The sequence below is a fragment of the Ancylobacter novellus DSM 506 genome (assembly GCF_000092925.1).
In the GTDB taxonomy this organism is placed as follows: domain Bacteria; phylum Pseudomonadota; class Alphaproteobacteria; order Rhizobiales; family Xanthobacteraceae; genus Ancylobacter; species Ancylobacter novellus.
Map to the genome: position 1 here is coordinate 4441346 of NC_014217.1, position 25388 is coordinate 4466733.

Genomic DNA, 25388 nt, shown 5'->3' on the forward strand with positions numbered 1-25388 from the left:
CGTCCCTACTCCCCGAGCGTGGCGACGAGCAGCGCCTTGATGGTGTGCAGCCGGTTCTCCGCCTGCTCGAAGGCGACATTGGCCTCGCTCTCGAACACCTCGTCGGTGACCTCGAGCCCGTCATGGATGCCGAACTTGTCGGCGATGTCCTTGCCGACCGTGGTCTCGGTGTCGTGGAAGGCCGGCAGGCAGTGCATGAATTTCACGCGCGGATTGCCGCTCGCCTTCATCAGCGCCGCGTTCACCTGGAACGGCTTGAGCAGCTTGATGCGCTCCTTCCACACCTCCTTGGGCTCGCCCATCGAGACCCAGACATCGGTATGGATGAAGTCGGCTCCCTTCACCGCCGCCTTCGGGTCGTCGGTGATGGTGAGCTTGGCGCCGTAGCGCTTCTCGAGGTCGCGGGCGATGGTGACGAACTCGTCGGAGGGCCAGAGCTTCTTCGGGCCGGCGATGCGCACATCCATGCCCATCAGGCAGCCGGCGATCATCAGCGAATGGCCCATGTTGGAGCGGGTGTCGCCGACATAGGCGTATTTGATCTCGTGCACCGGCTTGTCCGAGTGCTCGCGCATGGTCATCACGTCGGCGAGCATCTGGGTCGGATGGTACTCGTCGGTGAGGCCGTTATAGACCGGCACGCCGGCATATTTGGCGAGCTGCTCGACGCCGGTCTGCGAGGCGCCGCGATACTCGATGGCGTCGAACATGCGCCCGAGCACGCGGGCGGTGTCCTTGAAGGATTCCTTGTGCCCGATCTGCGAACCGGCCGGATCGAGATAGGTCACGTTGGCGCCCTGGTCGTGGCAGGCCACCTCGAAGGCGCAGCGGGTGCGAGTGCTGGTCTTCTCGAAGATCAGCACCACTTCGCGGCCCTTCAGATGCGGCTGCTCGGTGCCGGAATACTTCGCCCGCTTCAGGTCGCGCGCGAGGTCGAGCAGGAACTGGAACTCGCGCTGCGTGTAGTCCTGCACGGTCAGGAGCGAGCGGTTTCTGAGGTTGAACGACATCAGTGCGTCTCCTTGAAGGACGGGCTCACAGGGGTGGGATGCCGCGGCGCCGCGGCGGCGCGGGCGTTGAGGTTGTGGCGCTTGATCCAGACGAAGACCGGCAGGCCGCTCATCAGCAACAGGAAGCCCCAGAACACGACCTCCGCCCCGGCGCCGTAGATCGCGCCGATGGAGAACAGGAAGGCGATCGTCGCGAGCGCCACCAGACCGCCGAGGCGGGGCGGCGGCCGGTAGTGGATCGGATCGGTGGCGTAGAGCACGAGCTCGACCAGCGCGCAGAAGATGTAGGGGACGAGGCTGGTCAGGGTCGCCAGCAGGATGATGAAGGTGAACTGCTCCACCAGCTCGCGGCTGAGGTTCATCGCGATCAGGATGCTGGAGAGCAGGCTGGAGACGATCAGCGCGTTGACCGGCGCACCCGAGGGCGAGGCTTCGCCGAGGAAGGCGGGAAAGGCGCCGTCGCGCGCGGCGCCGTAGGGCACCTGGCCGGAGAGCAGCGTGAAGCCGTTCAGCGTGCCGAAGGTCGAGACGATCGCCCCCGCCGCCACCAGGAAGCCGCCGGCCGGCCCCCACAGATGCTCGGCCACCAGCGCCAGCGGCGCCGTGGAGGAGCCGAGCGAGGCGAGCGGCACGGTGCCGAAGGCGACGATAGTGACGAGGATATAGAGCCCCGCGGCGAAGCTGGTGCCGAACACCGTCGCCAGCGGGATGGTGCGGCCGGGATTGACCACGTCGCCCGCCGGCACGGTGGCCGATTCCAGCCCGAGGAAGGCCCAGAGCGTCAGCGCCGAGCAGGCGGCGATGGCGGCGAACGGATCGAGCCCGCTCGGGTTGAACGGCACGAAGTGGCTGGTGTCGACCACGGTCAGCCCGGCGACGACGAGTGCGAGCAGCGGCAATAGCTTCAGCACCGTGGTCGCCACCTGCACCAGGCCGGCGGTGCCGACGCCCCTTATGTTGACCAGCGTCAGCGTCCACAGCGCCGCCAGCCCGACGGCGAGGCCGGGCAGGCCGCTCGCCGCGCCGGGAACGAAGTGGCCGACATAGCCGGTGAAGGCGACGGCGACGCCGGCATTGCCGGCCCACAGCGCGATCCAGTAGCCCCAGGCGATGAGGAAGCCGGCGAACTCGCCGAAGCCGGCGCGCGTATAGGCATAGGGACCGCCGGTCTTCGGTACCAGCCGGGCCAGCCGGCCGAACACGATGGCGAGGGCGATGGCGCCGATGGCCGTGACGATCCAGCCGGCGAGCGCCATCGGCCCGTAGGGCGCCAGCGAGGCCGGCAGCAGGAACACGCCGGAGCCGATCATGTTGCCGACGACGAGGGCGGTGCAGGCGGCGAGACCCAGCCTGCCTTTCCCCGCACCGCTTGAGCTGGGCATGATACGCCTCCTCAGAGCGGGCTGATGGCGCCGGTCCAGATCAGGTAGAAGGCGAGCACGGCGAGGCCGACCATGACGGCGGCGATGATGAGGTCGCTGCCGGTATAGGCCCGCACCCCGCGCTGCCGGCAGGCGATGGCGTAGATGACGAGCCCGGGCAGGAAGAGCAGGGTCGCCATCAGGAGGTATTGCAGGCCGGCGGCATAGACGAGCCACAGCCCGTAGAGCGTGGCGACGAGGCCGACGATCAGATCGCGCCGGCGCTGCTTGTCCTCGCCCTTGTAGCTCTCGCCGGTCAAGGCGAGCTTCAGCGCATAGCCGCCGGAGAAGACATAGGGCGGCAGGATCGCCACCGAGGCGATGAAGTAGAAGAAATTGTAGGCGTCCTTGGAGAAATAGGTCAGCACCAGGAAGGCCTGCACGCACAGGTTCGTCACCCAGAGCGAGTTGACCGGCGTGCCGCGGCTGTTCTCGACCGAGAACCAGCGCGGGAAGGTGCCGTCCTTGCCGCAGGTATAGGGGATTTCCGCGCTCAGTAGCGTCCAGCTCAGGAAGGCGCCACCGACGGAGATGATGAGGCCGAGATTGATCAGCCCGGCGCCCCAGGGGCCGACGACGTACTCCAGCACGCCCGCCATGGAGGGCACCTTCTGCCCGGCGAGTTCGGGCTGGTTCATGATGCCGACGGCGAGCAGCGACACCAGCACATAGACCGCCAGCGCCCCGACGAAGCCGATCACCGTGGCGCGCCCGACATCCGAGCGCTTGGCGGCACGGGCGGAATAGACGCTCGCCCCCTCGATGCCGATGAACACCCACAGCGTGACCAGCATGGTGCTCTTCACCTGATCGAGCAGGCTGCCGAGCCCCGCGCCTCCCTCGCCCAGTCCCGCGCCCATGTTGCGGAAGGCGGAGAGGAACAGGTCGAAGTTGAAGGCGACGATGGCGACCAGGATGAACACCAGGATCGGCACCAGCTTGGCCACGGTGGTGATGGCGTTGACGAAGGCCGCCTCCTTCACCCCCTTGAGAATCAGCCCGTGGATGCCCCACAGCGCCAGCGAGGCGCCGACGATCGAGATCACATTGTTGCCGTCGCCGAAGACCGGCGCGAAATAGGACAGCGCGGAGAAGATCGCCACCGCATAGGCCACGTTGCCGAGGAAGGCGCTGATCCAGTAGCCCCAGGCACTGTTGAAGCCGATGAAGTCGCCGAAGCCCGCCTTGGCGTAGGCATAGGGCCCGTTGTCGAGGTTCGGCTTGCGCAGCGACAGGCCCTGATAGACGAAGGCGAGGGTGAGCATGCCCACGCCGGTGACCAGCCAGCCGATGATGATCGCCAGCGGCGAAGCACCCCGCGACATGTCGCTCGGCAGGTTGAAGACGCCGCCGCCGATCATCGAGCCGACGACGAGGGCGACGAGTGGCAGCAGCGTGAGCTTGCCGGCGGCAGGTGTCGCCGGCGAGGAGACGCCGCCGAGCGGGATATGAGCGGTTGCATCGGACATGGTGAAGGCGCCCCTCTGGGCGCCGGTCCTTCGGGCCGCGCGCAATCCCCGGGGCCACTCGGCCTCGAGACCGCCCGGCGCGACCGGCGCGCTGAACGGGCACAGGACACCAGCAAGCCCATCCGGCCTGAAGTATCTTACCGTATGTTACCCCGCAGGCCTTCCGCGCCGCCCGTCATGGGCGCAGATGTCGGGGCGATCCGAGGTTTCCTCCCGCGGTCGGGCCTGCGGCATCGGGCGAGCGCCCGGCCGAGCACCATCCCGCCCTGCATCCCGAATCTACCTCTCCTTGGCATGGAGCCTGACGATGAGCGACACCGACCAGATATCCGCGCCGCATCAGCGCCCGCTGGGCGATGAGAGCTTCATGTCGGCGGAGGACCTGCGCAGCTACATGGACAAGGTCGCCACGGCGCACGCCAAGGAGATGGTGGAGGCGGTGGAGAAGGCCGACCGGGCGCGCGAGGAACTGGCCAAGACGCTGGCGGCGCCGATCGAGCTGACGCCGGCGAGGCTGGAGGAGATCACCCAGAACCTTCTGGTGAAGCTGCGCTCGGCGGCCGAACGCGGGGAGACCGAGCTGATGGTGATGCGCTTCCCCAACAGCCTGTGCACCGACCATGGGCGAGCCATCAACAACACGGTCGAGGGCTGGCCGGACACGCTGACCGGCCGGCCGCGGCAGGCTTACGAGCTGTGGCGCGACCGGCTGAAGCCGGCGGGCTTCGGCCTGACCGCGATGATCGTCGACTGGCCCAAGGGCATGCCGGGCGATGTCGGCCTGTTCCTGACCTGGGGCAGGAAATAGGAACCCCCGTGGACCACGCTCACGGCATGACGGGTTTCCAGTCCGGTCCCGGATCGAAGGCGGTCATGCCGGCGGCGATGGCGGGCGTCTCCGGTCCGAGATTGATCTCGTAGACCTGTCCGCGCTGGTCGCACAGGAAGGTCATCACGCCTGTCTTCCCCCAGCTCTCGGGATAGGCGAGCATGGCGAAGCCGCCGAGCAGCCGGCCCTTGACCAGATAGTCATAGGCGCCGCCGGGGGCGTTCGGCCCCTGCCGGGTGAGGATGCGGTAGAAATAGCCTTCATAGGGTTGCGGCTTGCCGCCGGCGTCGCGCTGCAGCGCCGCCGCCGCGATGCGCTCGCCGAGCGGGCTGCGGTCGTCCGGCGTCGCGGGCGGCCAGTAGAGCCCGTCATGGCGTCCGGGCGTGCTGATGAAGCGCCGCGCATATTGCCGGACCGGCTCGTCGTCATGCAGCGAGGCGAAATATTCGTTCTGCGCGGCGACATAGTCGGCGCAGGCGCCGATCGCCGTCAGCTCGTTGCGGCCTACCGCCCGGTCGATGATCTCCTGCCGGCCGGCGGCGAGATCGAAGGTCCAGGCGCCGCCGGTCTCCTTCAGCGGGATCGGGAAGCGCCAGCGGACCTTGCCGAAGACCAGCACCTTCCGCCCGTCATCCCCATCGGCGACATCGACCCAGCCGGCGGCGAGATTGAGGAACACCTCGCGGCGGAAGCGGTCGGTCTCCTCGTCGCCGGACGCCAGCAGCTCGCGCCCGCCGGGACCGAAGACGCGCTCCAGCGCGGCGGGCCCGGGTTGGCGTGCCGCCTCGACCAAGGCGGAAGCGGCGGCCTCCGGCGAGGGGAACTTCTCCTGCGCCGCCGCGGGGATCGTCAGGAGCCCCGTGCCGAAGGCAAGGGCGGTCGCCAGACGCATTATGCGGGATGTCGCCATGATCTCCTCCTCAGCGCCTGCGTCCGCCACCGCCGCCGGGCCGCCCGCCTCCACGGGGCACGGGCGGCCGCGAGACCGACTTGCGGCTCGTGGCGCCGCGCTGGGAATAGCCGTGCGCATTGCCGCCGGCGCGCACGTCGCTGAAGGCCGTCGGGCGGGGCGGGGCCTTCGGCGCCGGGCGGCTGGCGGCGGGGGACTTGGGCCTCTGGGCTGGTTTGGCGGCGGGTTTGGCGCCTGGCTTTGCCGCGGCGCTCCGCGGCGGCTGCGCCGGGGTCGAGGGGCGGCCTGCCGCAGGGCGCTGCGCGGCATCGGGACGGCCGACATCGGGACGCGCCGGGAGGCCGCCCGCATTCGGGCGCTGCCCCGCCGCCGGACGGTTCATGTCGCCGAGATTGCCGCCCACATTGCCGACCTGCCCCGGCCGGCCTGCGGTGCCCGGCCGCGTGCCGGGAGTGGCCAGTCCGGGCTTGCTTCCCTGGCCGGGACGATAGCGATCGGGGTCCGGCCGCCACGGACGGGTATTGCCGCCGCCAATCGTGATGTCGTTGCCGATGTTGACGTTGTTGCCGTAACGACCGGGCCGGTACCCCGGATAGCCCGGCCAGCGGGGCGGATAGACCCAGCCGCGGCCCCAGTCCCACGCGTCGTCGATCACGCTGCCGACCGCGACGCCAACACCGAAGCCGATGAGGCCGGCGCCGAGCGAGGACAGGCCGGGATCGTACACCACGGCGGGATCGTAGGTCGGCACGTAGATCACGCCGGGCTCGGCGGGCTCGATCACGATGTAGTTCGTCTCGCCCTGCTTCTCGACGGTGACGGTCTGCTGCGGGGTGCTGGCGAGGGCGCCGCTCTCCTGCGCCTGCGCGCGGAGAAACTGGATCGCGTCGGCCACGTCCTTGGGCTGGTTGACGAAGGCGTCGCCAATGTCGCTGGTGGCGTCGAGGTCCGCGTTAAGTTTGGCGATGACGTCGGGAAAGCGGGCCAGCGCCTTCACCGACGGATCCCAGGACTGGGCGTCGATCCCGGCGAAGTCGCCTTTGGCGACAGCTTCCTTGTTCTTCTCCAGCCAGCGCGAGACCTGGACGATCTCGATCGGATAGGCGCAAGCCGGCAGCAACTGGGCGAGAAGGTCGTCGGGATAGAGCGCATAGGGCGCGAGCAGCCCGCGCAGCTCCTCCGCCGTGAAGACCGGGGTCGCCGGCGCCGGCGCGGCCGCGGGCGCATTCATGTCGAAGGGGGGAGGCGACTGCGCCGCCGCAGGGTCGCGACCGCTCAGGCCGGCGGCCACGAGGATGGCGAGCGTGACGGCGCCGGCCGATCTCCAACCCATCTGGCTTTCCTCCCCCGGTCCGGCGAGGCTCGCCGGGACCACTCCACACTCAGGCGCGATACCGGATCGTCCGTCCCGTCGGCTGTTCAGCCTGTACCCCGGCCGGAGGTTCGCGTGAACACGGGGAACGTAGCATACGGTAAGTTACATACTTGCCAGGGCAGGGGGCGTCGCCTTCATTTTATTGTGCAACTGCGATATTAAGCTTGCGGCGCAACAATTCGGGATGACGACCATGGACAATGACGTCACCGGCAGGATGAACAGCGCGCTGATCTCCGACGCCACCTCCTATCTGGTCGACGCCGCCCAGCGCTGGACGCTGTTTCTCGACGCCATGCACAAGCGCGGGCTCCAGTACGAAGCGCACATGGCCGAGCCGGCGCCCAACGTGCTGGACTACAAGGCCGAGCTGGTGGTCGACGGGCGCAATCTGCCGCGTCCGGTGAACTATCTTCTCGTGCGGATCCTCCCGCCGGAGGGCCTGTTGGTCGACGAGGCCAAGCGCCCCTTCATGGTGGTCGATCCGCGCGCCGGCCACGGGCCGGGCATCGGCGGCTTCAAGGCCGACAGCGAGATCGGCGTGGCGATGAATGCCGGCCATCCGGCCTATTTCGTCGGCTTCCTGCCCGATCCGGTACCGGGCCAGACCATCGAGGACATTGCGCGGGCCGAGGCGGTGTTCCTCGAGATCGTCGCCGCCCGCCACCCGCAGGCCGAGGGCAAGCCCTGCGTCATCGGCAACTGCCAGGCCGGCTGGGCGGTGATGATGCTGGCGGCGATCCGGCCCGAGCTGTTCGGCCCGATCATCATCGCCGGCTCGCCGCTCTCCTATTGGGCGGGCGTGCAGGGCGTGAACCCGATGCGCTATTCCGGCGGGCTGCTCGGGGGAAGCTGGCTCACCGCGCTCACCGGCGATCTCGGCGCCGGCATCTTCGACGGTGCGTGGCTGGTGCAGAACTTCGAGAACCAGAACCCGGCCAACACGCTCTGGACCAAGCAGTACAACCTCTATTCCAGGATCGACACCGAGCTGGAGCGCTATCTCGGCTTTGAGAAATGGTGGGGCGGCCACGTCACGCTGAACGCCGAGGAGATGCAGTTCATCGTCGACGAGCTGTTCGTGGGCAACAAGCTCGCCTGCGGCGACATCCGCACCTCCGACGGCACCACGGTCGACCTGCGCAACATCCGCTCGCCCATCGTGGTGCTGTGCTCGCGCGGCGACAACATCACCCCGCCGCAGCAGGCGCTGGACTGGATCCTCGACCTCTATGACAGCGTCGACGAGATACGCTCCTATGGCCAGACCATCGTCTACACGGTGCACGACAGGATCGGCCATCTCGGCATCTTCGTCTCTTCCAGCGTGGCGCGGAAGGAGCACCGGGAATTCGCCTCCAACATCGATTTCATCGACGTGCTGCCGCCCGGCCTCTACGAGGCGATCTTTGAACCCAAGCCGGGGGAGGACCCGGACCATCCGGCGAGCGAATGGTTCATGCGCTGCGAGGCGCGCGACCTCGACGACATCCGCGCGCTGGGGGGCAACGACCCCGCCGACGAGCGCCGCTTCGCTACCGCCGCCCGGGTCTCGGAGATCAACCTTGCGCTCTACCGCGCCTATCTGCAGCCGCTGGTGCGGGCGGCGGTCAATCCGGCCATGGCCGAGATGGGTCGCAAACTGCACCCGCTGCGGCTCGGCTATGAGATGTTCGGCGCGCAGAACCCGTTCCTCGGCTGGCTCGACGCCGCGGCGGAGGAAGCCCGCGCCGAGCGCCGGCCGGCGGCGCCGCACAATCCATTCCTCAAGGCGCAGGAACAGTTCTCCCGTCACATGGTCGAGGCGCTGGAAGGCTACCGCAAGGCGGTGGAGCATCAGGCCGAGCTGACCTTCCGCACCGTCTATGGCCTGCCGGTGCTGCAGGCGGCGGTGGGCGTGGACCCCGGTTCCGACGTCCGTCCGCGTAGCGCGCCCAAGAGCCGGCTGCATGCCGAGCTGATCGCCAAGCGCATCGCCGAGTTGCGCGCGAATATCACCCAGGGCGGCCTGCTCGAAGGCGCGGTGCGGGCGATGGTCTATGTCGGCATGGCGCGCGAGAGCGCCGACGAGCGCGGCTTCGAGGCGATCCGCCGGCTGCGGCTCAATGGCGAGCACGCCCGCCAGCTGACGCTGGAGCGCTTCAAGGCGCTGGTGCGCGAGCAATATTTCATGCTGCTGATCGACCCGTCCGCTGCCATCGCCGCGATCCCCGGCCTGCTGCCGGAGGACGCCGGCAAGCGTCAGGACATACTGACGCTGCTCGACGAGGTGCTGACCGCGCGCGGCCCGCTGGAAGGGGCGGCGGCCGAGCGCTTCGAGGAGATCCGCAAGCTGTTCGGCGAAGCGCCACCCGCCCGCCGGACGCCGCGGCCGAGGCTGGCCGCCGTCGCCGGCAAGGAGAGCTGAACATCATGGCCGATACGCTCGCCCCGCCCGCCGCGGCGCCGGAACTGTCCAAATATGACCGGCTGATCGCCGCGGCCCGCGCCAGCTCGGCGGCGCCGACCGTCGTCGCCCATCCCTGCGACGAGACCTCGCTGCGCGGTGCCCTGGAGGCGGCCGAGGCCGGCCTCATCGTGCCGATCCTGGTCGGACCGGAAGCCCGTATCCGCGCCGTGGCCGAAGAGTTCGCCCTCGATCTGTCCGGCATCGAGATCGTCGATGTCTCGCATAGCCATGCGGCGGCGGCCAAGGCGGTCGCGCTGGTGCGCGAGGGGCGCGGCGAACTGCTCATGAAGGGCAGCCTGCACACCGACGAGCTGATGAAGGAGGTGGCGTCCTCCGCCACCGGGCTGCGCACCGAGCGGCGCATCAGCCATGTCTTCGTGATGGACGTGCCGGGCCACGCCGAGACGCTGTTCATCACCGATGCGGCGATCAACATCTTTCCCGACCTCGACGCCAAGCGCGACATCGTCCAGAACGCCATCGACCTGTGGCGCGGCATCGGCCTCGGGACGCCTCGCGTCGCGATCCTCTCGGCGGTCGAGACGGTGACCACCAAGATCCCCTCCACCATCGAGGCGGCGGCCTTGTGCAAGATGGCCGAGCGCGGCCAGATCACCGGCGGCCTGGTCGAGGGGCCGCTCGCCTTCGACAACGCCATCGACCCCGAGGCGGCGCGGATCAAGGGCATCGTCTCTCCCGTCGCCGGGCACGCGCAGATCCTCGTCGTGCCCGATCTCGAAGCCGGCAACATGCTGGCGAAGAACCTGACCTTCCTCGCCCATGCCGATGCCGCCGGCATCGTGCTCGGCGCGCGCGTGCCGATCATCCTCACCTCGCGGGCGGATTCGGTGCGCACCCGTCTGGCCTCCTGCGCCATCGCCGCGCTCTACGCGATGCGCCGGCGCGCCACGCCGATCGTGGCGGAATAGGTGATCGCCCCTGGACCGGAGCCCGCGATGTCCATACCCGCCGTCAAGGCCAAGCTGCTCGAAGGCAAGAAGGGACTGGTCGTCGGCATCGCCAATGACCAGTCCATCGCCTGGGGATGCGCGCGCGCCTTCCGGGCCTTCGGTGCCGAGCTTGCCGTCACCTATCTGAACGACAAGGCGCGGCGCTTCGTGGAGCCGCTGGCGCAGGAGCTGGAGGCGCCGATCTTCCTGCCCCTCGACGTCGCCGTGCCCGGCCAGATGGAGGCGGTGTTCGAGGCCGTCGGCGAGCAATGGGGCAAGCTCGATTTCCTCGTGCATTCCATCGCCTTCGCGCCGCGCGACACGCTGGCCGGCCGCGTCACCGACGTGCCGCTCGACGGTTTCCTGAAGACGATGGAGATCTCCTGCTGGTCGTTCATGCGCATGGCGCATCTCGCCGAGCCGCTGATGAAGGACGGCGGCACGCTGTTCACCATGACCTATTACGGTTCCGAGCGGGTGGTAGAGAACTACAACATCATGGGCGTCGCCAAGGCGGCGCTGGAGAGCGCGGTGCGCTACATGGCGGCCGAGCTTGGCCCCAAGGGCATCCGCGTGCACGCCATCTCGCCCGGCCCACTGGCGACGCGCGCGGCCTCCGGCATTCCGGAGTTCGACGAATTGCTGGCGAAGGCGAAGGCGAAGGCGCCGGCGCGCGAGCTCGTCTCCATCGACGATGTCGGCGTCGCCACCGCCTTCCTCGCCCATGACGCGGCGCGGCTGATGACGGGGCAGGTGCTCTATATCGACGGCGGCTACAACATCATCGACTGAGGCGCCGGTCTCTCGGCATGACGGCAGATCCACGATCTCGTCGTCGCCATCGGCTGCAACATGATGCGCGGCGATCTTGAGGACACCGCCGCGCAGGTCCGCCACGCCATCCGCCCCCGGTTGATGCTCGACGAGGCCGACCGCGGTGCCGTCGCGTCCCAGCTGAACCTCGAGCCGCGCCCGCCCGCCTGCCAGCTCGCGCGGGCGGGCACCAGCTTCGAGGCGATCAAGGACGAGGTGCGCTTCACGGCCGCGCGCGAGCTGCTCGCGCTGACGCGCCTGCCGATCGGGCGTGTCGCCGAAGCCCTGTCCTATACCGCCAACAGCTCCTTCGATCATGCTTTCCGGCGCTGGTCCGGCGTGACGCCCTCGCAATGGCGCGCCCAGCAAGGTGGCGACGGCGATCGCCGCTGACAGGCGCCCCAAGACGGTGAGAGCAGACGGCGCTATGGCCCGTGCCAACAGGCTCGCGTCAAACGGAGCGAGAGACGACTTCCCGAAGCGAGGATCAGCGGCGGGGTCAGCCTATCAAGCCTTCTGCTTGGCGGTTCCGCTGGTCTTCCGAGACTTCCGTTCGGAAGACTTTGCCGTTTGTGTTTTGGACGAACCGTTCGCCAGAAGGTCTATGTCGATGCGGATATAGTCGCTGCGATAGATGATATCGGCCACATAGATCGCGATACCGTGCGAATCGACGATGATGCAGCGGCACATCGCCGTAGGCGTACCCAGGGCGATCTTGAGCAGGTCGGCGACCTCCGGGTCGGCGCCCCCGATGGTGATCGACTGGCGAGCTGACTTCACCTCGACCTGATCGAGTTCGGCGAGGATAGGCAGGGCCGGCCGGGTCTCGAACGCCGCGCGATCGAGATCGTAGATATGGCTCGCGAGCCGGAGGTTCACGATGCCGTAGGGCTCGTCGTCCTTGAACTGCACGCTCCGCAGGAAGACGTAGCTATCCGCAAGCTTGCCGTCTCCGGCGGCGAGGATCGGCTGGGAGGTCGGCGTCGGCGCGGCGATGAGCCGGGGCACGTTGCCCTTCAGCGATTCGGCGAGCGAGTGCCAGTCCGTGGCGAGCTTCAGCCAGCGCTTGTCGGTCTTGTTATCGAGGATGAAGGTTCCCCGTCCCTGACGGCAGTAGAGCAGCCCCTCTTTGCGCAGGATGTCGACGGCCTGGCGCACGGTGACGCGTGCGACCTGGAACTCGACCTCGAGCTGTTCGAGGGTCGGAATCTTCGCGCCCGGCAGCCACTGGCGCGCCTCGATGCGTTGCCGCATGACCTCGGCCACCTGAAGGTAAAGCGGCACCCGGCTGCGGTCGTAGGTACGTTGCAGGTTCAAGGGAGCATTCATGTTGGATTTCATGTATTCTGGGGCGTAGCCGGTGCATTCGCCGCCGCGCCCGGGGAAATGGCGGAACTCGTTCCTTTCTTTCTAACTATCATACTGAAGATAGAATGTTAACCTGACATATTGTGCGGCGGTTGCGCCGGGCAAAGCGCCGGGCGGCAAGGCTTTGCGACGGGGATGGACTCCCGGTCGATTCCGCGCGGTCGCGCAATTGCTGACGGACAGCATCACCTCCACCGATTTTCCACTTCCGTAGCGGCTTCGGCCGGCGAACGTCTTTGGGCCTGCGCTTCCGGCCGGTTGCGGGCGACGCGGCGCCGCTCCCACAAGCGACGTTGCCGGCAGGAAGATATTGGCCCGCCATGCGGTTCGGGGGAAAGACGTCGGTCTCTCGAAAAATTATTGTCTTACTAAAGATAGGATAATAGCATGATGGATGATTGAGCCTCGAGTTCCCGCCGGCTTGCTGCGGCAGTGCGGTGCGACGTGTCGGGGAGTGCTGCTTTGTTCGTCCAGGTGTCGTTGAAGGTTCCGCCATGCGCATCAGTATTTTGAGAGAGAGCTCTGGTTTGGAGCCACGGGTCGCCGCGTCGCCCGACACGGTTAAGCGTTATGTCGGGTTGGGTGCGGAGGTCGTCGTGGCTTCCGGGGCCGGCCTCGCGTCGGGTGTTGGCGACGGGGATTACGAAGCGGCGGGTGCGCAGGTCGTTGCGGACAACGCGGCGGCGGTGGCTGGCGCGGATGTGGTGCTTTCCGTTCGTCGTCCGGAGGCTTCGGCCCTGAAGGGGGCGAACCGCGGGGCGCTGGCGATCGCGATCATGGACCCGTACGGGCATGAGAAGGATCTGGAGGCGCTGGCCAAGGCGGGCGTGTCGGCCTTCGCGATGGAGCTGATGCCGCGCATCACGCGGGCGCAGGTGATGGACGTCTTGTCCAGCCAGGCGAACCTTGCGGGCTATCGGGCGGTGGTGGATGCGGCCGGCGAGTTCGGCCGGGCCTTCCCGATGATGATGACGGCGGCGGGCACGGTGCCGGCGGCGCGGGTCTTCGTCATGGGCGCCGGCGTGGCGGGGCTGCAGGCGGTGGCGACGGCGCGGCGCCTCGGCGCGGTGGTCTCGGCGACCGACGTGCGGCCGGCGGCGAAGGAGCAGGTGGAGTCCCTCGGCGGCAAGTTCATCGCCGTGGAGGACGAGGAGTTCAAGCAGGCGGAGACGGCGGGCGGCTACGCCAAGCAGATGTCGGCGGAGTACCAGGCCAAGCAGGCGGCCTTGGTCGCCTCGCACATCGCCAAGCAGGATGTCGTCATCACCACGGCGCTGATCCCCGGCCGTCCGGCGCCCAAGCTCGTCTCGGGCGAGATGGTGGCGTCGATGAAGCCGGGCTCGGTGGTCATCGACCTCGCGGTCGAGCGCGGCGGCAATGTCGAGGGCGCCGTGCCGGGCGAGGTGGTCACCACCGCCAACGGGGTGAAGATCGTCGGGCACCTCAACGTGCCGGGACGCCTCGCAGCGACGGCCTCGCAGCTCTACGCCAAGAACCTCTACGCCTTCGTGGAGACGCTGATCGACAAGGGGACGAAGAGCCTTGCCGTGAAGTGGGAGGACGAGCTGGTGAAGGCGACGCTGCTGACCCGCGACGGGGCGGTGGTGCATCCCGGCTTCAAGCCGCAAGGGGCCGGCGACGCCGCCTCGGCGGCGTGAGCGCTGCTTCGTCATGATCGACAGGGCGGGCCGGTCGCGCCGGGGAGGGCGCGGCAGGGCTCGGACAACAGACTTCCAGGGGATTTAGGGAAATGGCCAATCCGGCAGCGGGCGATCCGGTCGCCCAGAACGCGGTTGAGGGGGCGCGGGTGGCGGCCGAAGTGGCGCGCCAGGCCGCCGAGGCGGCGCAGGCCTATGCCGACGCCGCCGCGCAGCATTATGCGGAAGTCGCCGGGCAGGTGGCGCATGCGGTCTCAGGCGGGGCGATCGACCCCTTCGTGTTCCGCCTCGCCATCTTCGTGCTTGCGGTGTTCGTCGGCTATTACGTGGTGTGGTCGGTGACGCCGGCGCTGCACACGCCGCTGATGAGCGTCACCAACGCCATCTCCTCGGTGATCGTGGTCGGCGCGCTGCTGGCGGTCGGCGTCGACGCGATGAGCGCGGAAGGCACGGAATGGGCCAAGGGCTTCGGCTTCATCGGCCTGATCCTCGCCAGCGTGAACATCTTCGGCGGCTTCCTGGTGACCAGCCGGATGCTGGCCATGTACTCGAAGAAGAAGTGAGACGGGGCCCATGAACGCCAATCTCGTCGCACTGCTCTACCTCGTCTCGGGCGTCCTGTTCATCCTGGCGCTGCGCGGGCTCTCCAGCCCCGTCACCTCGCGCCGGGGCAATCTGTTCGGCATGGTCGGCATGGCCATCGCCATCCTGACCACGCTCGCCGCGAGCCCGCCCTCGGGCGCGCTGGGCTGGGGGCTGGTGATCGGCGGCCTCGCCATCGGCGGCGGCGCCGGCGCGGTCATCGCCCGCAAGATCGCCATGACGCAGATGCCGCAGCTGGTAGCGGCCTTCCACTCGCTGGTCGGCCTTGCCGCAGTGATGGTGGCGGCGGCCGCGCTCTATGCGCCGGAAGCCTTCGGCATCGGCGAGGTCGGCGCCATCCACGGCCAGGCGCTGATCGAGATGAGCCTCGGCGTCGCCATCGGCGCCATCACCTTTACAGGTTCCGTCATCGCCTTCGCCAAGCTGAACGGCAATATGAGCGGCAAGCCGATCATGCTGCCGGGCCGGCACGTCATCAATGCCGGCCTCGCTCTGCTGCTCGTCGTGCTGATCGGCGTTCTCGTCGCCACCGAGAGCCATACCGTGTTCTGGGCGATCGTGATCGTCAGCCTCGTGCTGGGCGGCCTCATCATCATCCCGATCGGCGGCGCCGACATGCCGGTGGTCGTCTCGATGCTGAACTCCTACTCCGGCTGGGCGGCGGCGGGCATCGGCTTCACGCTGGGCAACACCGCGCTGATCATCACCGGCGCGCTGGTCGGCTCGTCGGGCGCGATCCTGTCCTACATCATGTGCAAGGGCATGAACCGGAGCTTCATCTCCGTCATCCTCGGCGGCTTCGGCGGCGACACCTCTGCCGCGGCCGGCGGGGCGGTGGAGACCCGTCCGGTGAAGCAGGGCTCGGCCGAGGACGCCGCCTTCATCATGAAGAACGCGTCGAAGGTGATCATCGTGCCCGGCTACGGCATGGCGGTGGCGCAGGCCCAGCATGCCCTCAGAGAGATGGCCGACAAGCTGAAGGAGGAGGGCGTCGAGGTGAAGTACGCCATCCATCCCGTCGCCGGCCGCATGCCCGGCCACATGAACGTGCTGCTGGCCGAGGCCAACGTGCCCTATGACGAGGTGTTCGAGCTCGAGGACATCAATAGCGAGTTCGCGCAGGCGGACGTCGCCTTCGTCATCGGCGCCAACGACGTGACCAACCCGGCGGCCAAGACCGACCCGCAGTCGCCGATCTTCGGCATGCCGATCCTCGACGTCGAGAAGGCCAAGACCGTGCTGTTCATCAAGCGCGGCATGGCCGCCGGCTATGCCGGCGTCGAGAACGAGCTGTTCTTCCGCGATAACACCATGATGCTCTTCGCCGACGCAAAGAAAATGGTCGAGGATATCGTCAAGAATATCTGAAGCCCCCCAATAGCTGGAGGAAGCCATGAATGCCGAAACTCTTCTTGCCTCCAAATCATCCGAGATCATCACGACGGGACCGCATGTTCCTCTTATCGAGGCCGCCCTTACTCTGGCGCGGCGCCGGATCGGGGCGCTCCCGGTGGTCGATGATTGCGGCGAGGTCGTGGGGCTGCTGACCGAGCGCGACATCGTCTACCGCTACGCCGAGCGCGGCCCGCAGGCGCTGCAGGGCGATGTCGCCTCGGTCATGTCGCGGCTGATCGCCGTGTGCGGGCCGCGGGACATGGTGAGCGAGATCGCGCGCCGGATGACCGAGCGCCAGATGCGCCACATGCTGATCATGGAAGATGGAAGGATGCTCGGCATCGTGTCGATCGGCGATGTCGTGAACTCGCGGGTTCAGGCCGCCGAGCGCGAAAGCCGGGAGCTGAAGGCCTACATCGCGTCCTGACGCTCACGACACTAATCATAAGCAAAACGATTCTGCCTATACTGGGAGGTAACGAATGCTGGTCGTCAATGTGCTCGCCGATCGGGGCCAGAAGCTGGAGCCGGCGGATCGGGAGGCGCTCGATGCCGCCGCTGCGGAGCGGTCGCGTACCGTCTTCAAGCGCTGCGCCGATTATGTGCCGACGCCGCTCTTCAGCCTGCCCGCGCTCGCCCGCAACCTCGGGGTCGCCGGCATCGACGTGAAGGATGAGAGCGCCCGGCTCGGTCTCGGCAGCTTCAAGGCACTCGGCGGGGCCTATGCGGTGATCCGGCTGGCGCTGGAGGCGGCGGAAGCCGCGCTCGGCCGTCCGGTCACGCTTTCCGAGCTGGACGACCCGGCGGTGCGCGCGGCGACCTCGAAGCTGGTCGTCGCCAGTGCCACGGATGGCAATCACGGCCGCTCCGTCGCCTGGGGGGCATCGCTGGTCAAATGCCGGGCCGTCATCTTCCTGCACGCCGGCGTCAGCGCCGAGCGGGAGGCCGCGATCGCCCGCTTCGGCGCGGAGATCGTGCGCGTCGACGGCAATTACGACGATTCCGTCGCGGCTTCGGAGAAGGCGTGCGCCGACAATGGATGGACGCTCGTCTCCGACACCTCGTGGCCGGGCTATGAGCGCATCCCGACGCTGGTGATGGAAGGCTATACGGCTATGGGCGCGGAGGTGGTGGACCAACTGCCGCAACCGCCCACCCACTGCTTCCTGCAGGCCGGGGTCGGTGGGCTCGCCGCCGCGATGGCGGGCTATCTCTCCCTCGCCTATTGCGAGAAGGCGCCGCGCTTCATCATCGTGGAGCCGGAGCGGGCGGCCTGCCTGCTGGCGAGCCACGAAGCCGGCCGGCCGGTCAAGATCGACGCCGAGGAGCCCACGGTGATGGCGATGCTCGAATGCTACGAGCCCTCGCTCGTTGCCTGGCGGATCCTGTCGCGCGTCGCCCACGCCTTCATGACCGTCGACGAGGCGAGCGCCCCGGAGGTGATGAACCGGCTTGGCCGGCCGATCGGCAGCGATCCGGCGATCGTGTCGGGGGAGAGCGGCGGCGCGGGCCTCGCAGCGCTCGTCGCAGTGCTTGCCGACCCGAAGGCGCGCGAGCAGTTGGGCCTCGATGCGGAGTCGCGGGTGCTGCTCTTCAATACCGAAGGCGCCACCGACCGCGACCTCTACACACGCCTCACCCAGCTCGATCCCGATCGCGTGGTGGCCTCGCGACGCGCGGCGGCGCCGGTCTGAATTCCCGGTGGCGGCGCCTCCTCTTGAGGCAATTCCGCGCGGAATCGGCACGGAAAACAGGCATGTCCCGAACTTTACATCATATCATTCTAACAATAGGATGATATGATCCTGGTCATATGGCGGGATAGTGGTCACGTCGACGGGCTTGTCCGGGGAAACAAGCGTCCAAGCGTCGATGTCACCGCAGCAGTGATCAAATAAAAAATACACAATAATCAACTTCCACAGAGGAACTCATGATGAGTAGAGGTCTTGTGAAGAAGATCGGTGTCGCGGGCGCCCTTGCCCTCGCGCTCGGCGCGGGAGCGGCGGCTGCGGACGACATCGCGATCGGCGTGAACATGCCGCTGACCGGAGCCTTCGCGGCTTCGGGAACCTTCGTCGCCGACGGCGCGCGCATCGCGGCCGATGAGATCAACGCCCGCGGCGGCGTGCTGGGCAAGAAGGTCCGCCTCGTGATCGAGGACAACAAGAGCAACCCGACCGAAGCGGCGGCCGTCGCCGAGAAGCTGATCGTCCGCGACAAGGTGCCGGTGATGATGGGCGCCTGGGGCTCGAGCCTCACCCTCGCGGTGATGCCGAAGCTGATGCAGTACAAGGTGCCGATGCTGGTCGAGACCTCCTCGTCGAGCAAGATCACGCTGCAGGGCAACCCTTACGTCTTCCGCATCTCGGCGCCGTCGTCGCTGGAGGCGGAGAACCTCGCGAAGGTCCTCGACAAGTTCAACATCAAGAAGGCCGACTTCCTGGTCATCAACAATGACTGGGGCCGGGGCTCGGCGACGGACTTCTCCGCGATGCTGAAGAAGCACGGCGTCGAGGTCGGGCTGGTCGAGATCATGGACCAGTCGGCGCAGGACATGAGCGCGCAGCTCTCGAAGATCAAGGCGTCCGACGCGGACACGCTCTTCATCACCGCGGCGGTCGAGCAGCTGACCCTGGTGCTGAAGCAGGTCGAGGCGCTCGGCCTGAAGCGCCAGATCATCACCACCGGCGGCTCGCAGAATCCCGACCAGCTCATCGCGCAGGCCGGCAAGGCGACCGAAGGCACGATGCACATGGTGTTCTTCGCGCCCTGGCAGCCGGAGAAGTCGGCCTATCCGGCGAAGTCCGAAGCGTTCATCGCCGCCTGGTCCAAGAAGGGCTTCGATGCCGCCGGCCTGACGGAGAGCTATCGCGGCTATGACGGCATCAACGTCATCGCCGCCGCCATCGAGAAGGCCGGCGTCGCCGAGCCGGACGCCATCCGCAAGGCGCTCTGGGATATCAAGGCCGAAGGCCTGAACGGTCCCATCGCCTTCCAGAAGGCGGGTCCCGAGGGGCGTGAGAGCGGCCAGAGCGTGCCGGCGACCTATATCGGCAAGGTCGTCAACGGCAAGGTCGAAGTTCTTCAGTAATTGCACGGGGCGGGTCCGACAGGGCCCGCCCGTCTTTCTCGGCCTGGCAGGAAGCAGCCTCCCACTCGAGGCGGCGCGGATGAGGCATGAACGTGGACCAGTTACTCCAACACTTGGCCAATACACTGATCATGGGCGGCACCTATGCGCTGCTCGGCATCGGCCTGACGCTCATTTTCGGCATCATGCGCGTCGTCAACTTCACGCATGGCGAACTCTATGCGTTCGGCGCCTATGGCCTCTACTTCGTGGCTGTCGTGCTCGGCATGAATTTCTATGTCTCGATCCTGTTCGCCATCGCCGGCGGCATGGTTCTGGGCGCGCTGATCGAGCTGGTGCTGCTGCGCCCCAAGCGCGGGGCCGACATCGACACCACCATGCTGCTGATGATCGGTGCCTGGATCGTGCTTCAGAATACCGAGCACCTGGCCTGGGGCAGTATCGCCAAGTCCATTCCCTCGCCCTTTCCGACCGAGCCGCTGGTCATCGGACCGATTTCCCTGTCGTGGCTGCGCATCTTCGTCTTCGGCGTCGCCATCCTGCTGATCATCGCCACCTATTTCCTGATCAACCGGACCCGGCTCGGCAACGCCATGCGCGCGACCTTCCAGGACACGGACACGGCCGCGCTGATGGGCGTCAACATCCGCGCCATCTACACCATGACCTTCGCCCTCGGCTCGGGCCTCGCGGCCGCCGCCGGCGCGCTGCTGGGCCCGGTCTTCGTGGTGACGCCGACCATGGGCGACCTGGCCTCGCTCAAGGCGTTCGCCATCGTCATCCTCGGCGGTCTCGGAAACATCACCGGTGCGACCATCGGCGGCTTCATCCTCGCCTTCGTCGAGGAGATCGGTGCCGGATACATCTCCTCCGGCTACCGCGACGCCATGGGCTTCCTGATCATCATCGTCGTGCTGCTGTTCCGGCCGACCGGCATCTTCGCGCGCGTGGAGCGGATTGGATGACCCGTCTGACCCCCATCATCGTTCTGCTGTTCTTCGCCTCCGTTCCCTGGTGGCTGACGGACCAATATCTCCTCCACACGCTCATCACGACCGGCATCTTCATCCTCGCCGCGATGAGCCTGAACCTGCTGCTCGGCTATACCGGGCAGCTCAGCCTCGGCCATGTCGCGTTCTTCGGCATCGGCGCCTATACCAGCGCGCTGACGGCGCTCGGCTTCGACGTCGAGCTGTTCGGCCTGTTCCGGGTGGTCCACGAGCCGTGGCCGCCGGTGCTGGGGCTGCTGTTCGGGACGCTCGTCGCCGCCCTCTGCGGCTTCGTGATCGGCAAGCTCTCCTTCCGGGTGCGCGGGGCCTATTTCGTCATCGTCACCATCAGCTTCGCGGAGGTGACGCGGCTCGTCTCGCTGAACTGGGTGGAGCTGACGCAGGGCCCGCTCGCGCTTCCCGGCATTCCCCCGCTGACGATCGGCTTTCCCGGACTGGGCTACATGACGCTGTGGGAGAAGACCGAGAACTACTATGTCGTCCTCGCCTTCATCGTCCTCGCCTACATCCTCATCAAGCGGCTGGTGAACTCCCGCTTCGGCCGGGCGATGATCGCGCTGAAGGGCAATGAATCGCTGGCGACGTCGGTCGGCATCGACGTGACGCGCTACCTCGTGATCGCCGCGATCGTCTCGGCCGGCATGGCCGGCTGCGCCGGGGCGCTCTACGCCCATTACATCCAGATCATCGACCCGATGATCTTCATGTTCCTCAACACGGTGACGATGGTCATCATGGTCATCACCGGCGGAAAGGGCACGCTGGCCGGCCCGCTGGTCGGTGGGCTGATCTTCGGCCTCGCCCCGGTGGTGCTGCGTTCCTATGTCGGCCCGGAGATCCAGTGGATCCTCTACGGCCTGCTGATGATCGTGGTGGTGTTCGTGCTGCCGCAGGGCATTGTCCCGGCCATCGAGCAATGGTTCAACCGGGCGAAGGCGGAGCCGCTCCGCGAGCCGTCCGTCGCCGGGAAAGGAGAGCGGGCATGAACGCGCCTGTTGCGGCGACCGCTGCGCTCGAGCGGCCGGTCGCGCTCTCCATCGAGCATGTGGCGGTCCATTTCGGCGGACTGGTCGCGATCTCCGACCTGCACTTCACCGTCGGCGAAGGCGAGCTCGTCAGCCTGATCGGGCCCAACGGCGCCGGCAAGACGACGGCCTTCAACGTCATCACCGGCTTCCTGCGCCCGACCAAGGGCAAGGTGGTGTATCGCGGCACGCCGCTGACCGGCCTGAAGCCGCATGAGGTGACCAAGCTCGGGCTGGTGCGCACCTTCCAGCGCACCAGCGTCTTCGACAGCTGCACGGTCTTCGAGAATGTGCTGATGGGCCTGCACCGGCGCGTCCACATCGGCCTTGTGGCCACCATTCTCGCGCTGCCGAGCAGCACGCGGGCCGAGGCGGAGCTGCGCGAGCAGGCGTGGGAAATCCTGCGCCTCGTCGGCATCGAGCACCGTGCGTCGGAACTCGGCGGCAGCCTGCCCTATGGCGAGCAGCGCCTGCTCGGTGTCGCGCTGGCGCTGGCGACGAACCCGAGCGCACTGCTGCTCGACGAGCCGGTGTCGGGCATGAACCCGACCGAGACCGGCAATTTCGTGCGGCTTCTCGCGAAGATCCGCGAGCGCGGCACGACCATTCTTCTCGTCGAGCACGACATGCCGATGGTGATGGGCATCTCCGATCGCGTCGTCGTTCTCAACAATGGTCGCCTGATCGCGGAAGGCCCGCCGTCGGTCGTGCAGAACGACCCCGAGGTGATCCGCGCCTATCTTGGCCAGGGAGCTAAGAGTGCTTGAGATACGCAACATCGTCTGCCGCTATGGCAAGGTCACGGCGCTCAAGGGCATCAGCCTGACCGTCCCGCAGAACAAGCTGGTGGCGCTGATCGGCGCCAACGGCGCCGGCAAGAGCACCACGCTGCGCTCGATCTCCGGCCTCGTGCCGCCGGTCAGCGGGCAGATCCTGTTCAAGGGCGTGGACATCACGCGTGCCTCGCCGGCCCGCATCCTCTCGCTGGGCATCGCCCACTGCCCGGAGGGGCGGCGCGTCTTTCCGCACATGACGGTGGCGGAGAACCTGGCGATGGGCAGCTATCTGCGCCGGGACCGGGCGGCGGTGGAGACGGATCTCGAGCGCACCTTCGAGCAGTTTCCCCGTCTGGCGGAGCGGCGCCGGCAAGTGGCCGGCACGCTCTCCGGCGGCGAGCAGCAGATGCTCGCCATCGGCCGGGCGATGATGTCGCGTCCCTCGCTGATCCTCTTCGACGAGCCCTCGCTGGGCCTCGCCCCGAACATCGTCGAGCGCACCTTCGAGATCATCTGCGGCATCCGCGACAGCGGCACCACCGTGCTGATGGTGGAACAGAACGCCTATTCCGCGCTGGAGATGTGCGACTACGCCTATCTCCTCGAGACCGGCTCCATGGCGCTGGAAGGCCCGGGCGAGCAGATGATCAGCAATCCGCATGTGCGTGAGGCCTATCTGGGCGGGGGCATGGCGCATAGCCTCTAGCTCCCTGCCGGCCGGCATAGCGCCGCGCCAGCCTCCTCTTCTCATCCGACAGGGCCGTCGCCGCAGACCCGGCGACGACCCTGTTTTTTTTGCGCGCCGCGATGTCTTGTGAGCCCGGCATAAAAAAAGCCCCGGCAGGGGAATGCCGGGGCGTCGAGTCGAGGGATGGGAAGATGCGGGATCAGCCCTCGGCGGCCTCGCACCAGTCGAGGATGCTGAGCGCCATGACCTTGATCGCGGTGACGTAGTCGTCGATCGAGACATACTCGTCATTGGCGTGCATCACGGCCGTCGAGCCGGGACCGAAGATGACGGTCGGCGTATCGGCGTAGAGGTTCAGGAAGCGGGTGTCCGCCGCGCCCTGACGGCCGCTGATGACCGGGGCCTTGCCGGTGATCTCCTTGTAGACGTCGCTCACCGTGGTCACGATGGCGTGGTCGCGCGGGATTTCGGACGCCTGCGCATCGTAGCCGACGAACCGAACCACCGGCGGGTGGTCCTTCATCCACGGATCCTCGGCGGCGGCCTTCGCGATCTGATCGACCAGGCTCTGCTTGACGCCCTCATGGTCCTCGCCCGGCACCGTTCCGATGCTGCCCTTGAGCAGGCAGGTCGCCGGGAAGGCGCTCGGATAATTGCCGGCTTGGAAACTGCCGATCAGGCAGGGAAGGGAATCTATCGCGCTGGGGTAAAGCGGGTGGGACACGGTGGCGACGCGGTGCGCCTCCAGCGCGTTGACCGCCTGCGTGATCTTGTAGCCGAGCTCGATGCCGCTCACGCCCAGATAGCGCTGCTGCACGCCGGCCGGCTTGCCCTGGATCTCGATCTCGAACCAGATGCGGCCGATGCAGGCCGGCTGGACGGCGAGGTCGCTGGTTTCGCCGGAAATGCCGGCATCCGCCTTGTAGCCGCGGATCACCGTGTCGAGCGTGCCGTGGCCGCTGACTTCCTCGTCGATGACGACGTTGATGTAGACGTCGCCCTTCAGCTTGACGCCGGCGGCCTGCAGGAACTGCACGGCGAGGATGTGGCTGGCGACGCCGCTCTTCATGTCGCAGGAGCCGCGCCCGTAGACGCGCCCGTCCTTGATCGCGGCCGACCACGGATTGTCACTCCACCCCTCTCCGTTGCCGACCGGGATGACGTCGGTGTGGCCGTTGAGGAGCAGCGACCGGCCGCCGCCCTGGCCCTTCCAGGTGGCGACGATGTTCGGACGGTTCTCATAGCCGCGGTCGACCGGCCGGTAGCCGGGGTGCTTCTTCAGCTCCTCCCAGTCGGTCTCCCACATGTCGACGTCGAGGCCGATGCCGGCCATGTACTTGGACAGATAGTCCTGGATGGCGGCCTCGTCCCCGGTGACGCTGGGGATGGAGACCATCTTCTGCAGGAAAGCGACCGCCTGGTCGCGATTGGCGTCGATGACCGACAGGATGTCCTGCCGCGAGACGGTGCTCATGAATTGTCTCCGTGACCTGAAGGGAGAGCAGGGCGGCGGTGCCGCCCCGCGGCGCTGCGGACCTCAGCTGGCCTTGAGGCGCGGAATGATTTCGCGGGCGATCGTTTCGATCTGGTCCATCTGATACTTGTAGGGAACGAAGATGATCTTCTGGACGCCGGCGTCGAGATGCTCCTTCAGCTGGGCGACGCACTCGTCGACCGAGCCCATGATGGCGCTCTCGCGGGTGCAGTCGCTGTGCTCGGGGAAATCCCATTCCTTGTTGAGCCAGTCCATCATGTCCTCGCGGACCGCGTCCTTGGACGGGCCGACCATGATCGGCAGCTGCGAGGCGTTCATGACCTGGCTCGGATCCTTGCCGGCCTCCTTGGCGAAGCCGAGCACCTTGTCCCAGGACTTCTTGAAGTCTTCGGCGCGGTAGAAATAGGTCAGCCAGCCATCGCCGGTGGCGCCGGCGCGCTTGAGCGCCGCATCGGCATAACCGCCGATCAGGATGGGAAGATGCGGCTGCGCGGGCTTGGGATACATCACCGCCTTCGACAGCTTGTAGTTCAACTGCACGCCGGTGGCCTCGTCCTCGATCTTGTAGTCGCCGGTGACGAGTTCCTCGGTCCAGAGGCGGCGCATGATCTCGAGATTCTGGTCCATGATCTTGCCGCGCTTGCCGAAGGGCAGGCTCATGGCGTCGAATTCGCGCTTGTACCAGCCCGCGGCCATGCCCATGACGAGGCGGCCGTTCGACAGCTGGTCCATCGACGAAAGCTGCTTGGCAAGGGCGACCGGGTTGCGGAGCGGCAGCACCAGAATGCCGGTGCCCATGCGGATCTTGGTGGTGCGGGCGGCGATGCCGGTCAGCGTGGTGAGCGAGTCGATGATCGGGAAGTTCGGGTCGACGCCCAGCAGCATGTGATCCCAGACCCAAACGGAATCATAGCCGAGTTCCTCGACGCGAACGCCATAGTCAACCAGAGCGCGGGCATCGGGCATGCTGGGGTAGGCGACGAAGTTCCGCGCCGCGATGCCGAACGTCTTGGACAGCATAGTCATTGAATTCCTCCCAGGAATATT

Annotated in this window: 23 protein-coding genes; 15 read left to right on the top strand and 8 right to left on the bottom strand. The window is 67.3% G+C overall.

Annotation, left to right across the window (positions count from 1 at the left end; genetic code table 11):
• Positions 1–5 precede the first annotated feature (5 nt).
• Genes SNOV_RS20925 through arcD form a run of 3 tightly spaced genes read right to left on the bottom strand, consistent with a single transcriptional unit; the run spans position 6 to position 3900 of the window.
• On the bottom strand, positions 6–1010 hold the full coding sequence (locus SNOV_RS20925; RefSeq protein ID WP_013168974.1) for an ornithine carbamoyltransferase: 1005 nt from the start codon (positions 1008–1010) through the stop codon (positions 6–8).
• Entirely contained in the window at positions 1010–2392 is a 1383-nt protein-coding gene (locus tag SNOV_RS20930) for an amino acid permease (protein WP_013168975.1), read from the bottom strand. The genes SNOV_RS20925 and SNOV_RS20930 overlap by 1 nt, the downstream gene beginning before the upstream one ends.
• Positions 2393–2403: 11 nt before the next feature.
• The gene (gene arcD, locus SNOV_RS20935; protein WP_013168976.1) at positions 2404–3900 is read right to left on the bottom strand and encodes an arginine-ornithine antiporter; all 1497 of its coding nucleotides are present in this window, start codon (positions 3898–3900) and stop codon (positions 2404–2406) included.
• 307 nt (positions 3901–4207) lie between these two features.
• Between arcD and SNOV_RS20940 the strand changes: the two genes are divergently transcribed.
• Positions 4208–4708, top strand: coding sequence for a hypothetical protein (locus tag SNOV_RS20940; RefSeq protein WP_013168977.1), 501 nt, complete (start codon positions 4208–4210; stop codon positions 4706–4708).
• A gap of 19 nt (positions 4709–4727) precedes the next feature.
• Here SNOV_RS20940 and SNOV_RS20945 read toward each other — a convergent pair whose 3' ends face one another.
• Together SNOV_RS20945 and SNOV_RS20950 are read right to left on the bottom strand one after the other, a co-directional pair.
• Positions 4728–5639, bottom strand: a complete 912-nt coding sequence (locus SNOV_RS20945; protein ID WP_013168978.1) for a DUF2950 domain-containing protein — start codon at positions 5637–5639, stop codon at positions 4728–4730.
• Positions 5640–5649: 10 nt separating this feature from the next.
• On the bottom strand, positions 5650–6972 hold the full coding sequence (locus SNOV_RS20950; RefSeq protein WP_013168979.1) for a DUF3300 domain-containing protein: 1323 nt from the start codon (positions 6970–6972) through the stop codon (positions 5650–5652).
• A gap of 235 nt (positions 6973–7207) precedes the next feature.
• On the opposite strand from SNOV_RS20950, the gene SNOV_RS20955 reads away from it, so the two are divergent.
• Genes SNOV_RS20955 through SNOV_RS20970 form a run of 4 tightly spaced genes read left to right on the top strand, consistent with a single transcriptional unit; the run spans position 7208 to position 11619 of the window.
• Positions 7208–9421: a DUF3141 domain-containing protein gene (locus SNOV_RS20955; protein WP_013168980.1), complete on the top strand. Its 2214-nt coding sequence runs from the start codon at positions 7208–7210 to the stop codon at positions 9419–9421.
• 5 nt (positions 9422–9426) lie between these two features.
• Entirely contained in the window at positions 9427–10392 is a 966-nt protein-coding gene (locus SNOV_RS20960) for a phosphate acetyltransferase (protein ID WP_013168981.1), read from the top strand.
• A gap of 27 nt (positions 10393–10419) precedes the next feature.
• Entirely contained in the window at positions 10420–11205 is a 786-nt protein-coding gene (gene fabI, locus SNOV_RS20965; protein WP_013168982.1) for an enoyl-ACP reductase FabI, read from the top strand.
• A gap of 60 nt (positions 11206–11265) precedes the next feature.
• Positions 11266–11619 (top strand): helix-turn-helix domain-containing protein, encoded by a 354-nt coding sequence (locus SNOV_RS20970; RefSeq protein ID WP_041782479.1) that lies wholly within the window; start codon positions 11266–11268, stop codon positions 11617–11619.
• 114 nt (positions 11620–11733) lie between these two features.
• Here the strand turns inward: SNOV_RS20970 and SNOV_RS20975 are convergent, their stop codons facing one another.
• On the bottom strand, positions 11734–12558 hold the full coding sequence (locus tag SNOV_RS20975) for a GntR family transcriptional regulator (protein WP_144296028.1): 825 nt from the start codon (positions 12556–12558) through the stop codon (positions 11734–11736).
• Positions 12559–13091: 533 nt separating this feature from the next.
• Here SNOV_RS20975 and SNOV_RS20980 point away from each other — a divergent pair.
• The 10 genes from SNOV_RS20980 to SNOV_RS21025 all read left to right on the top strand — a co-directional run bounded on the left by SNOV_RS20980 (position 13092) and on the right by SNOV_RS21025 (position 22864).
• Positions 13092–14255: a Re/Si-specific NAD(P)(+) transhydrogenase subunit alpha gene (locus SNOV_RS20980; protein WP_013168984.1), complete on the top strand. Its 1164-nt coding sequence runs from the start codon at positions 13092–13094 to the stop codon at positions 14253–14255.
• A 92-nt stretch (positions 14256–14347) separates the two neighbouring features.
• Positions 14348–14818 carry an NAD(P) transhydrogenase subunit alpha part 2 gene (locus SNOV_RS20985; RefSeq protein WP_013167484.1) on the top strand — a complete coding sequence of 157 codons (471 nt, stop codon included), beginning with the start codon at positions 14348–14350 and terminating at the stop codon, positions 14816–14818.
• Positions 14819–14828: 10 nt separating this feature from the next.
• Positions 14829–16226 carry an NAD(P)(+) transhydrogenase (Re/Si-specific) subunit beta gene (locus tag SNOV_RS20990; RefSeq protein ID WP_013168985.1) on the top strand — a complete coding sequence of 466 codons (1398 nt, stop codon included), beginning with the start codon at positions 14829–14831 and terminating at the stop codon, positions 16224–16226.
• Between the two features lie 25 nt (positions 16227–16251).
• Positions 16252–16680, top strand: coding sequence for a CBS domain-containing protein (locus SNOV_RS20995; protein ID WP_013168986.1), 429 nt, complete (start codon positions 16252–16254; stop codon positions 16678–16680).
• Between the two features lie 55 nt (positions 16681–16735).
• The gene (locus SNOV_RS21000) at positions 16736–17947 is read left to right on the top strand and encodes a diaminopropionate ammonia-lyase (RefSeq protein ID WP_013168987.1); all 1212 of its coding nucleotides are present in this window, start codon (positions 16736–16738) and stop codon (positions 17945–17947) included.
• 239 nt (positions 17948–18186) lie between these two features.
• A complete protein-coding gene (locus tag SNOV_RS21005) occupies positions 18187–19347 on the top strand; it encodes an ABC transporter substrate-binding protein (RefSeq protein ID WP_013168988.1) in 1161 nt (386 codons plus the stop codon).
• A gap of 92 nt (positions 19348–19439) precedes the next feature.
• Positions 19440–20312 carry a branched-chain amino acid ABC transporter permease gene (locus SNOV_RS21010; protein ID WP_041783736.1) on the top strand — a complete coding sequence of 291 codons (873 nt, stop codon included), beginning with the start codon at positions 19440–19442 and terminating at the stop codon, positions 20310–20312.
• On the top strand, positions 20309–21343 hold the full coding sequence (locus SNOV_RS21015; protein WP_013168990.1) for a branched-chain amino acid ABC transporter permease: 1035 nt from the start codon (positions 20309–20311) through the stop codon (positions 21341–21343). Before SNOV_RS21010 ends, SNOV_RS21015 begins: the two co-directional genes overlap by 4 nt.
• The gene (locus SNOV_RS21020; RefSeq protein WP_013168991.1) at positions 21340–22149 is read left to right on the top strand and encodes an ABC transporter ATP-binding protein; all 810 of its coding nucleotides are present in this window, start codon (positions 21340–21342) and stop codon (positions 22147–22149) included. The genes SNOV_RS21015 and SNOV_RS21020 overlap by 4 nt, the downstream gene beginning before the upstream one ends.
• Positions 22142–22864: an ABC transporter ATP-binding protein gene (locus tag SNOV_RS21025; RefSeq protein ID WP_013168992.1), complete on the top strand. Its 723-nt coding sequence runs from the start codon at positions 22142–22144 to the stop codon at positions 22862–22864. The genes SNOV_RS21020 and SNOV_RS21025 overlap by 8 nt, the downstream gene beginning before the upstream one ends.
• A 181-nt stretch (positions 22865–23045) precedes the next feature.
• Here the strand turns inward: SNOV_RS21025 and SNOV_RS21030 are convergent, their stop codons facing one another.
• Positions 23046–24320: an ArgE/DapE family deacylase gene (locus SNOV_RS21030; RefSeq protein WP_013168993.1), complete on the bottom strand. Its 1275-nt coding sequence runs from the start codon at positions 24318–24320 to the stop codon at positions 23046–23048.
• A 63-nt stretch (positions 24321–24383) separates the two neighbouring features.
• The gene (locus SNOV_RS21035; RefSeq protein ID WP_013168994.1) at positions 24384–25367 is read right to left on the bottom strand and encodes an LLM class flavin-dependent oxidoreductase; all 984 of its coding nucleotides are present in this window, start codon (positions 25365–25367) and stop codon (positions 24384–24386) included.
• Between the last annotated feature and the right edge of the window lie 21 nt (positions 25368–25388).

Coding starts and splice junctions, on each gene's coding strand:
- SNOV_RS20955 (WP_013168980.1), top strand. CDS start 7,208: ATGGACAATGACGTCACCGGCAGGATGAACAGCGCGCTGATCTCCGAC.
- SNOV_RS21000 (WP_013168987.1), top strand. CDS start 16,736: ATGCTGGTCGTCAATGTGCTCGCCGATCGGGGCCAGAAGCTGGAGCCG.
- SNOV_RS21035 (WP_013168994.1), bottom strand. CDS start 25,367: ATGACTATGCTGTCCAAGACGTTCGGCATCGCGGCGCGGAACTTCGTC.
- SNOV_RS20980 (WP_013168984.1), top strand. CDS start 13,092: ATGCGCATCAGTATTTTGAGAGAGAGCTCTGGTTTGGAGCCACGGGTC.
- SNOV_RS21005 (WP_013168988.1), top strand. CDS start 18,187: ATGATGAGTAGAGGTCTTGTGAAGAAGATCGGTGTCGCGGGCGCCCTT.
- SNOV_RS20995 (WP_013168986.1), top strand. CDS start 16,252: ATGAATGCCGAAACTCTTCTTGCCTCCAAATCATCCGAGATCATCACG.
- SNOV_RS20985 (WP_013167484.1), top strand. CDS start 14,348: ATGGCCAATCCGGCAGCGGGCGATCCGGTCGCCCAGAACGCGGTTGAG.
- SNOV_RS21015 (WP_013168990.1), top strand. CDS start 20,309: ATGACCCGTCTGACCCCCATCATCGTTCTGCTGTTCTTCGCCTCCGTT.
- SNOV_RS21030 (WP_013168993.1), bottom strand. CDS start 24,320: ATGAGCACCGTCTCGCGGCAGGACATCCTGTCGGTCATCGACGCCAAT.
- SNOV_RS20970 (WP_041782479.1), top strand. CDS start 11,266: ATGATGCGCGGCGATCTTGAGGACACCGCCGCGCAGGTCCGCCACGCC.
- SNOV_RS20990 (WP_013168985.1), top strand. CDS start 14,829: ATGAACGCCAATCTCGTCGCACTGCTCTACCTCGTCTCGGGCGTCCTG.
- SNOV_RS20925 (WP_013168974.1), bottom strand. CDS start 1,010: ATGTCGTTCAACCTCAGAAACCGCTCGCTCCTGACCGTGCAGGACTAC.
- SNOV_RS20945 (WP_013168978.1), bottom strand. CDS start 5,639: ATGGCGACATCCCGCATAATGCGTCTGGCGACCGCCCTTGCCTTCGGC.
- SNOV_RS20930 (WP_013168975.1), bottom strand. CDS start 2,392: ATGCCCAGCTCAAGCGGTGCGGGGAAAGGCAGGCTGGGTCTCGCCGCC.
- arcD (WP_013168976.1), bottom strand. CDS start 3,900: ATGTCCGATGCAACCGCTCATATCCCGCTCGGCGGCGTCTCCTCGCCG.
- SNOV_RS20960 (WP_013168981.1), top strand. CDS start 9,427: ATGGCCGATACGCTCGCCCCGCCCGCCGCGGCGCCGGAACTGTCCAAA.
- SNOV_RS20975 (WP_144296028.1), bottom strand. CDS start 12,558: ATGAATGCTCCCTTGAACCTGCAACGTACCTACGACCGCAGCCGGGTG.
- SNOV_RS20950 (WP_013168979.1), bottom strand. CDS start 6,972: ATGGGTTGGAGATCGGCCGGCGCCGTCACGCTCGCCATCCTCGTGGCC.
- fabI (WP_013168982.1), top strand. CDS start 10,420: ATGTCCATACCCGCCGTCAAGGCCAAGCTGCTCGAAGGCAAGAAGGGA.
- SNOV_RS21020 (WP_013168991.1), top strand. CDS start 21,340: ATGAACGCGCCTGTTGCGGCGACCGCTGCGCTCGAGCGGCCGGTCGCG.
- SNOV_RS20940 (WP_013168977.1), top strand. CDS start 4,208: ATGAGCGACACCGACCAGATATCCGCGCCGCATCAGCGCCCGCTGGGC.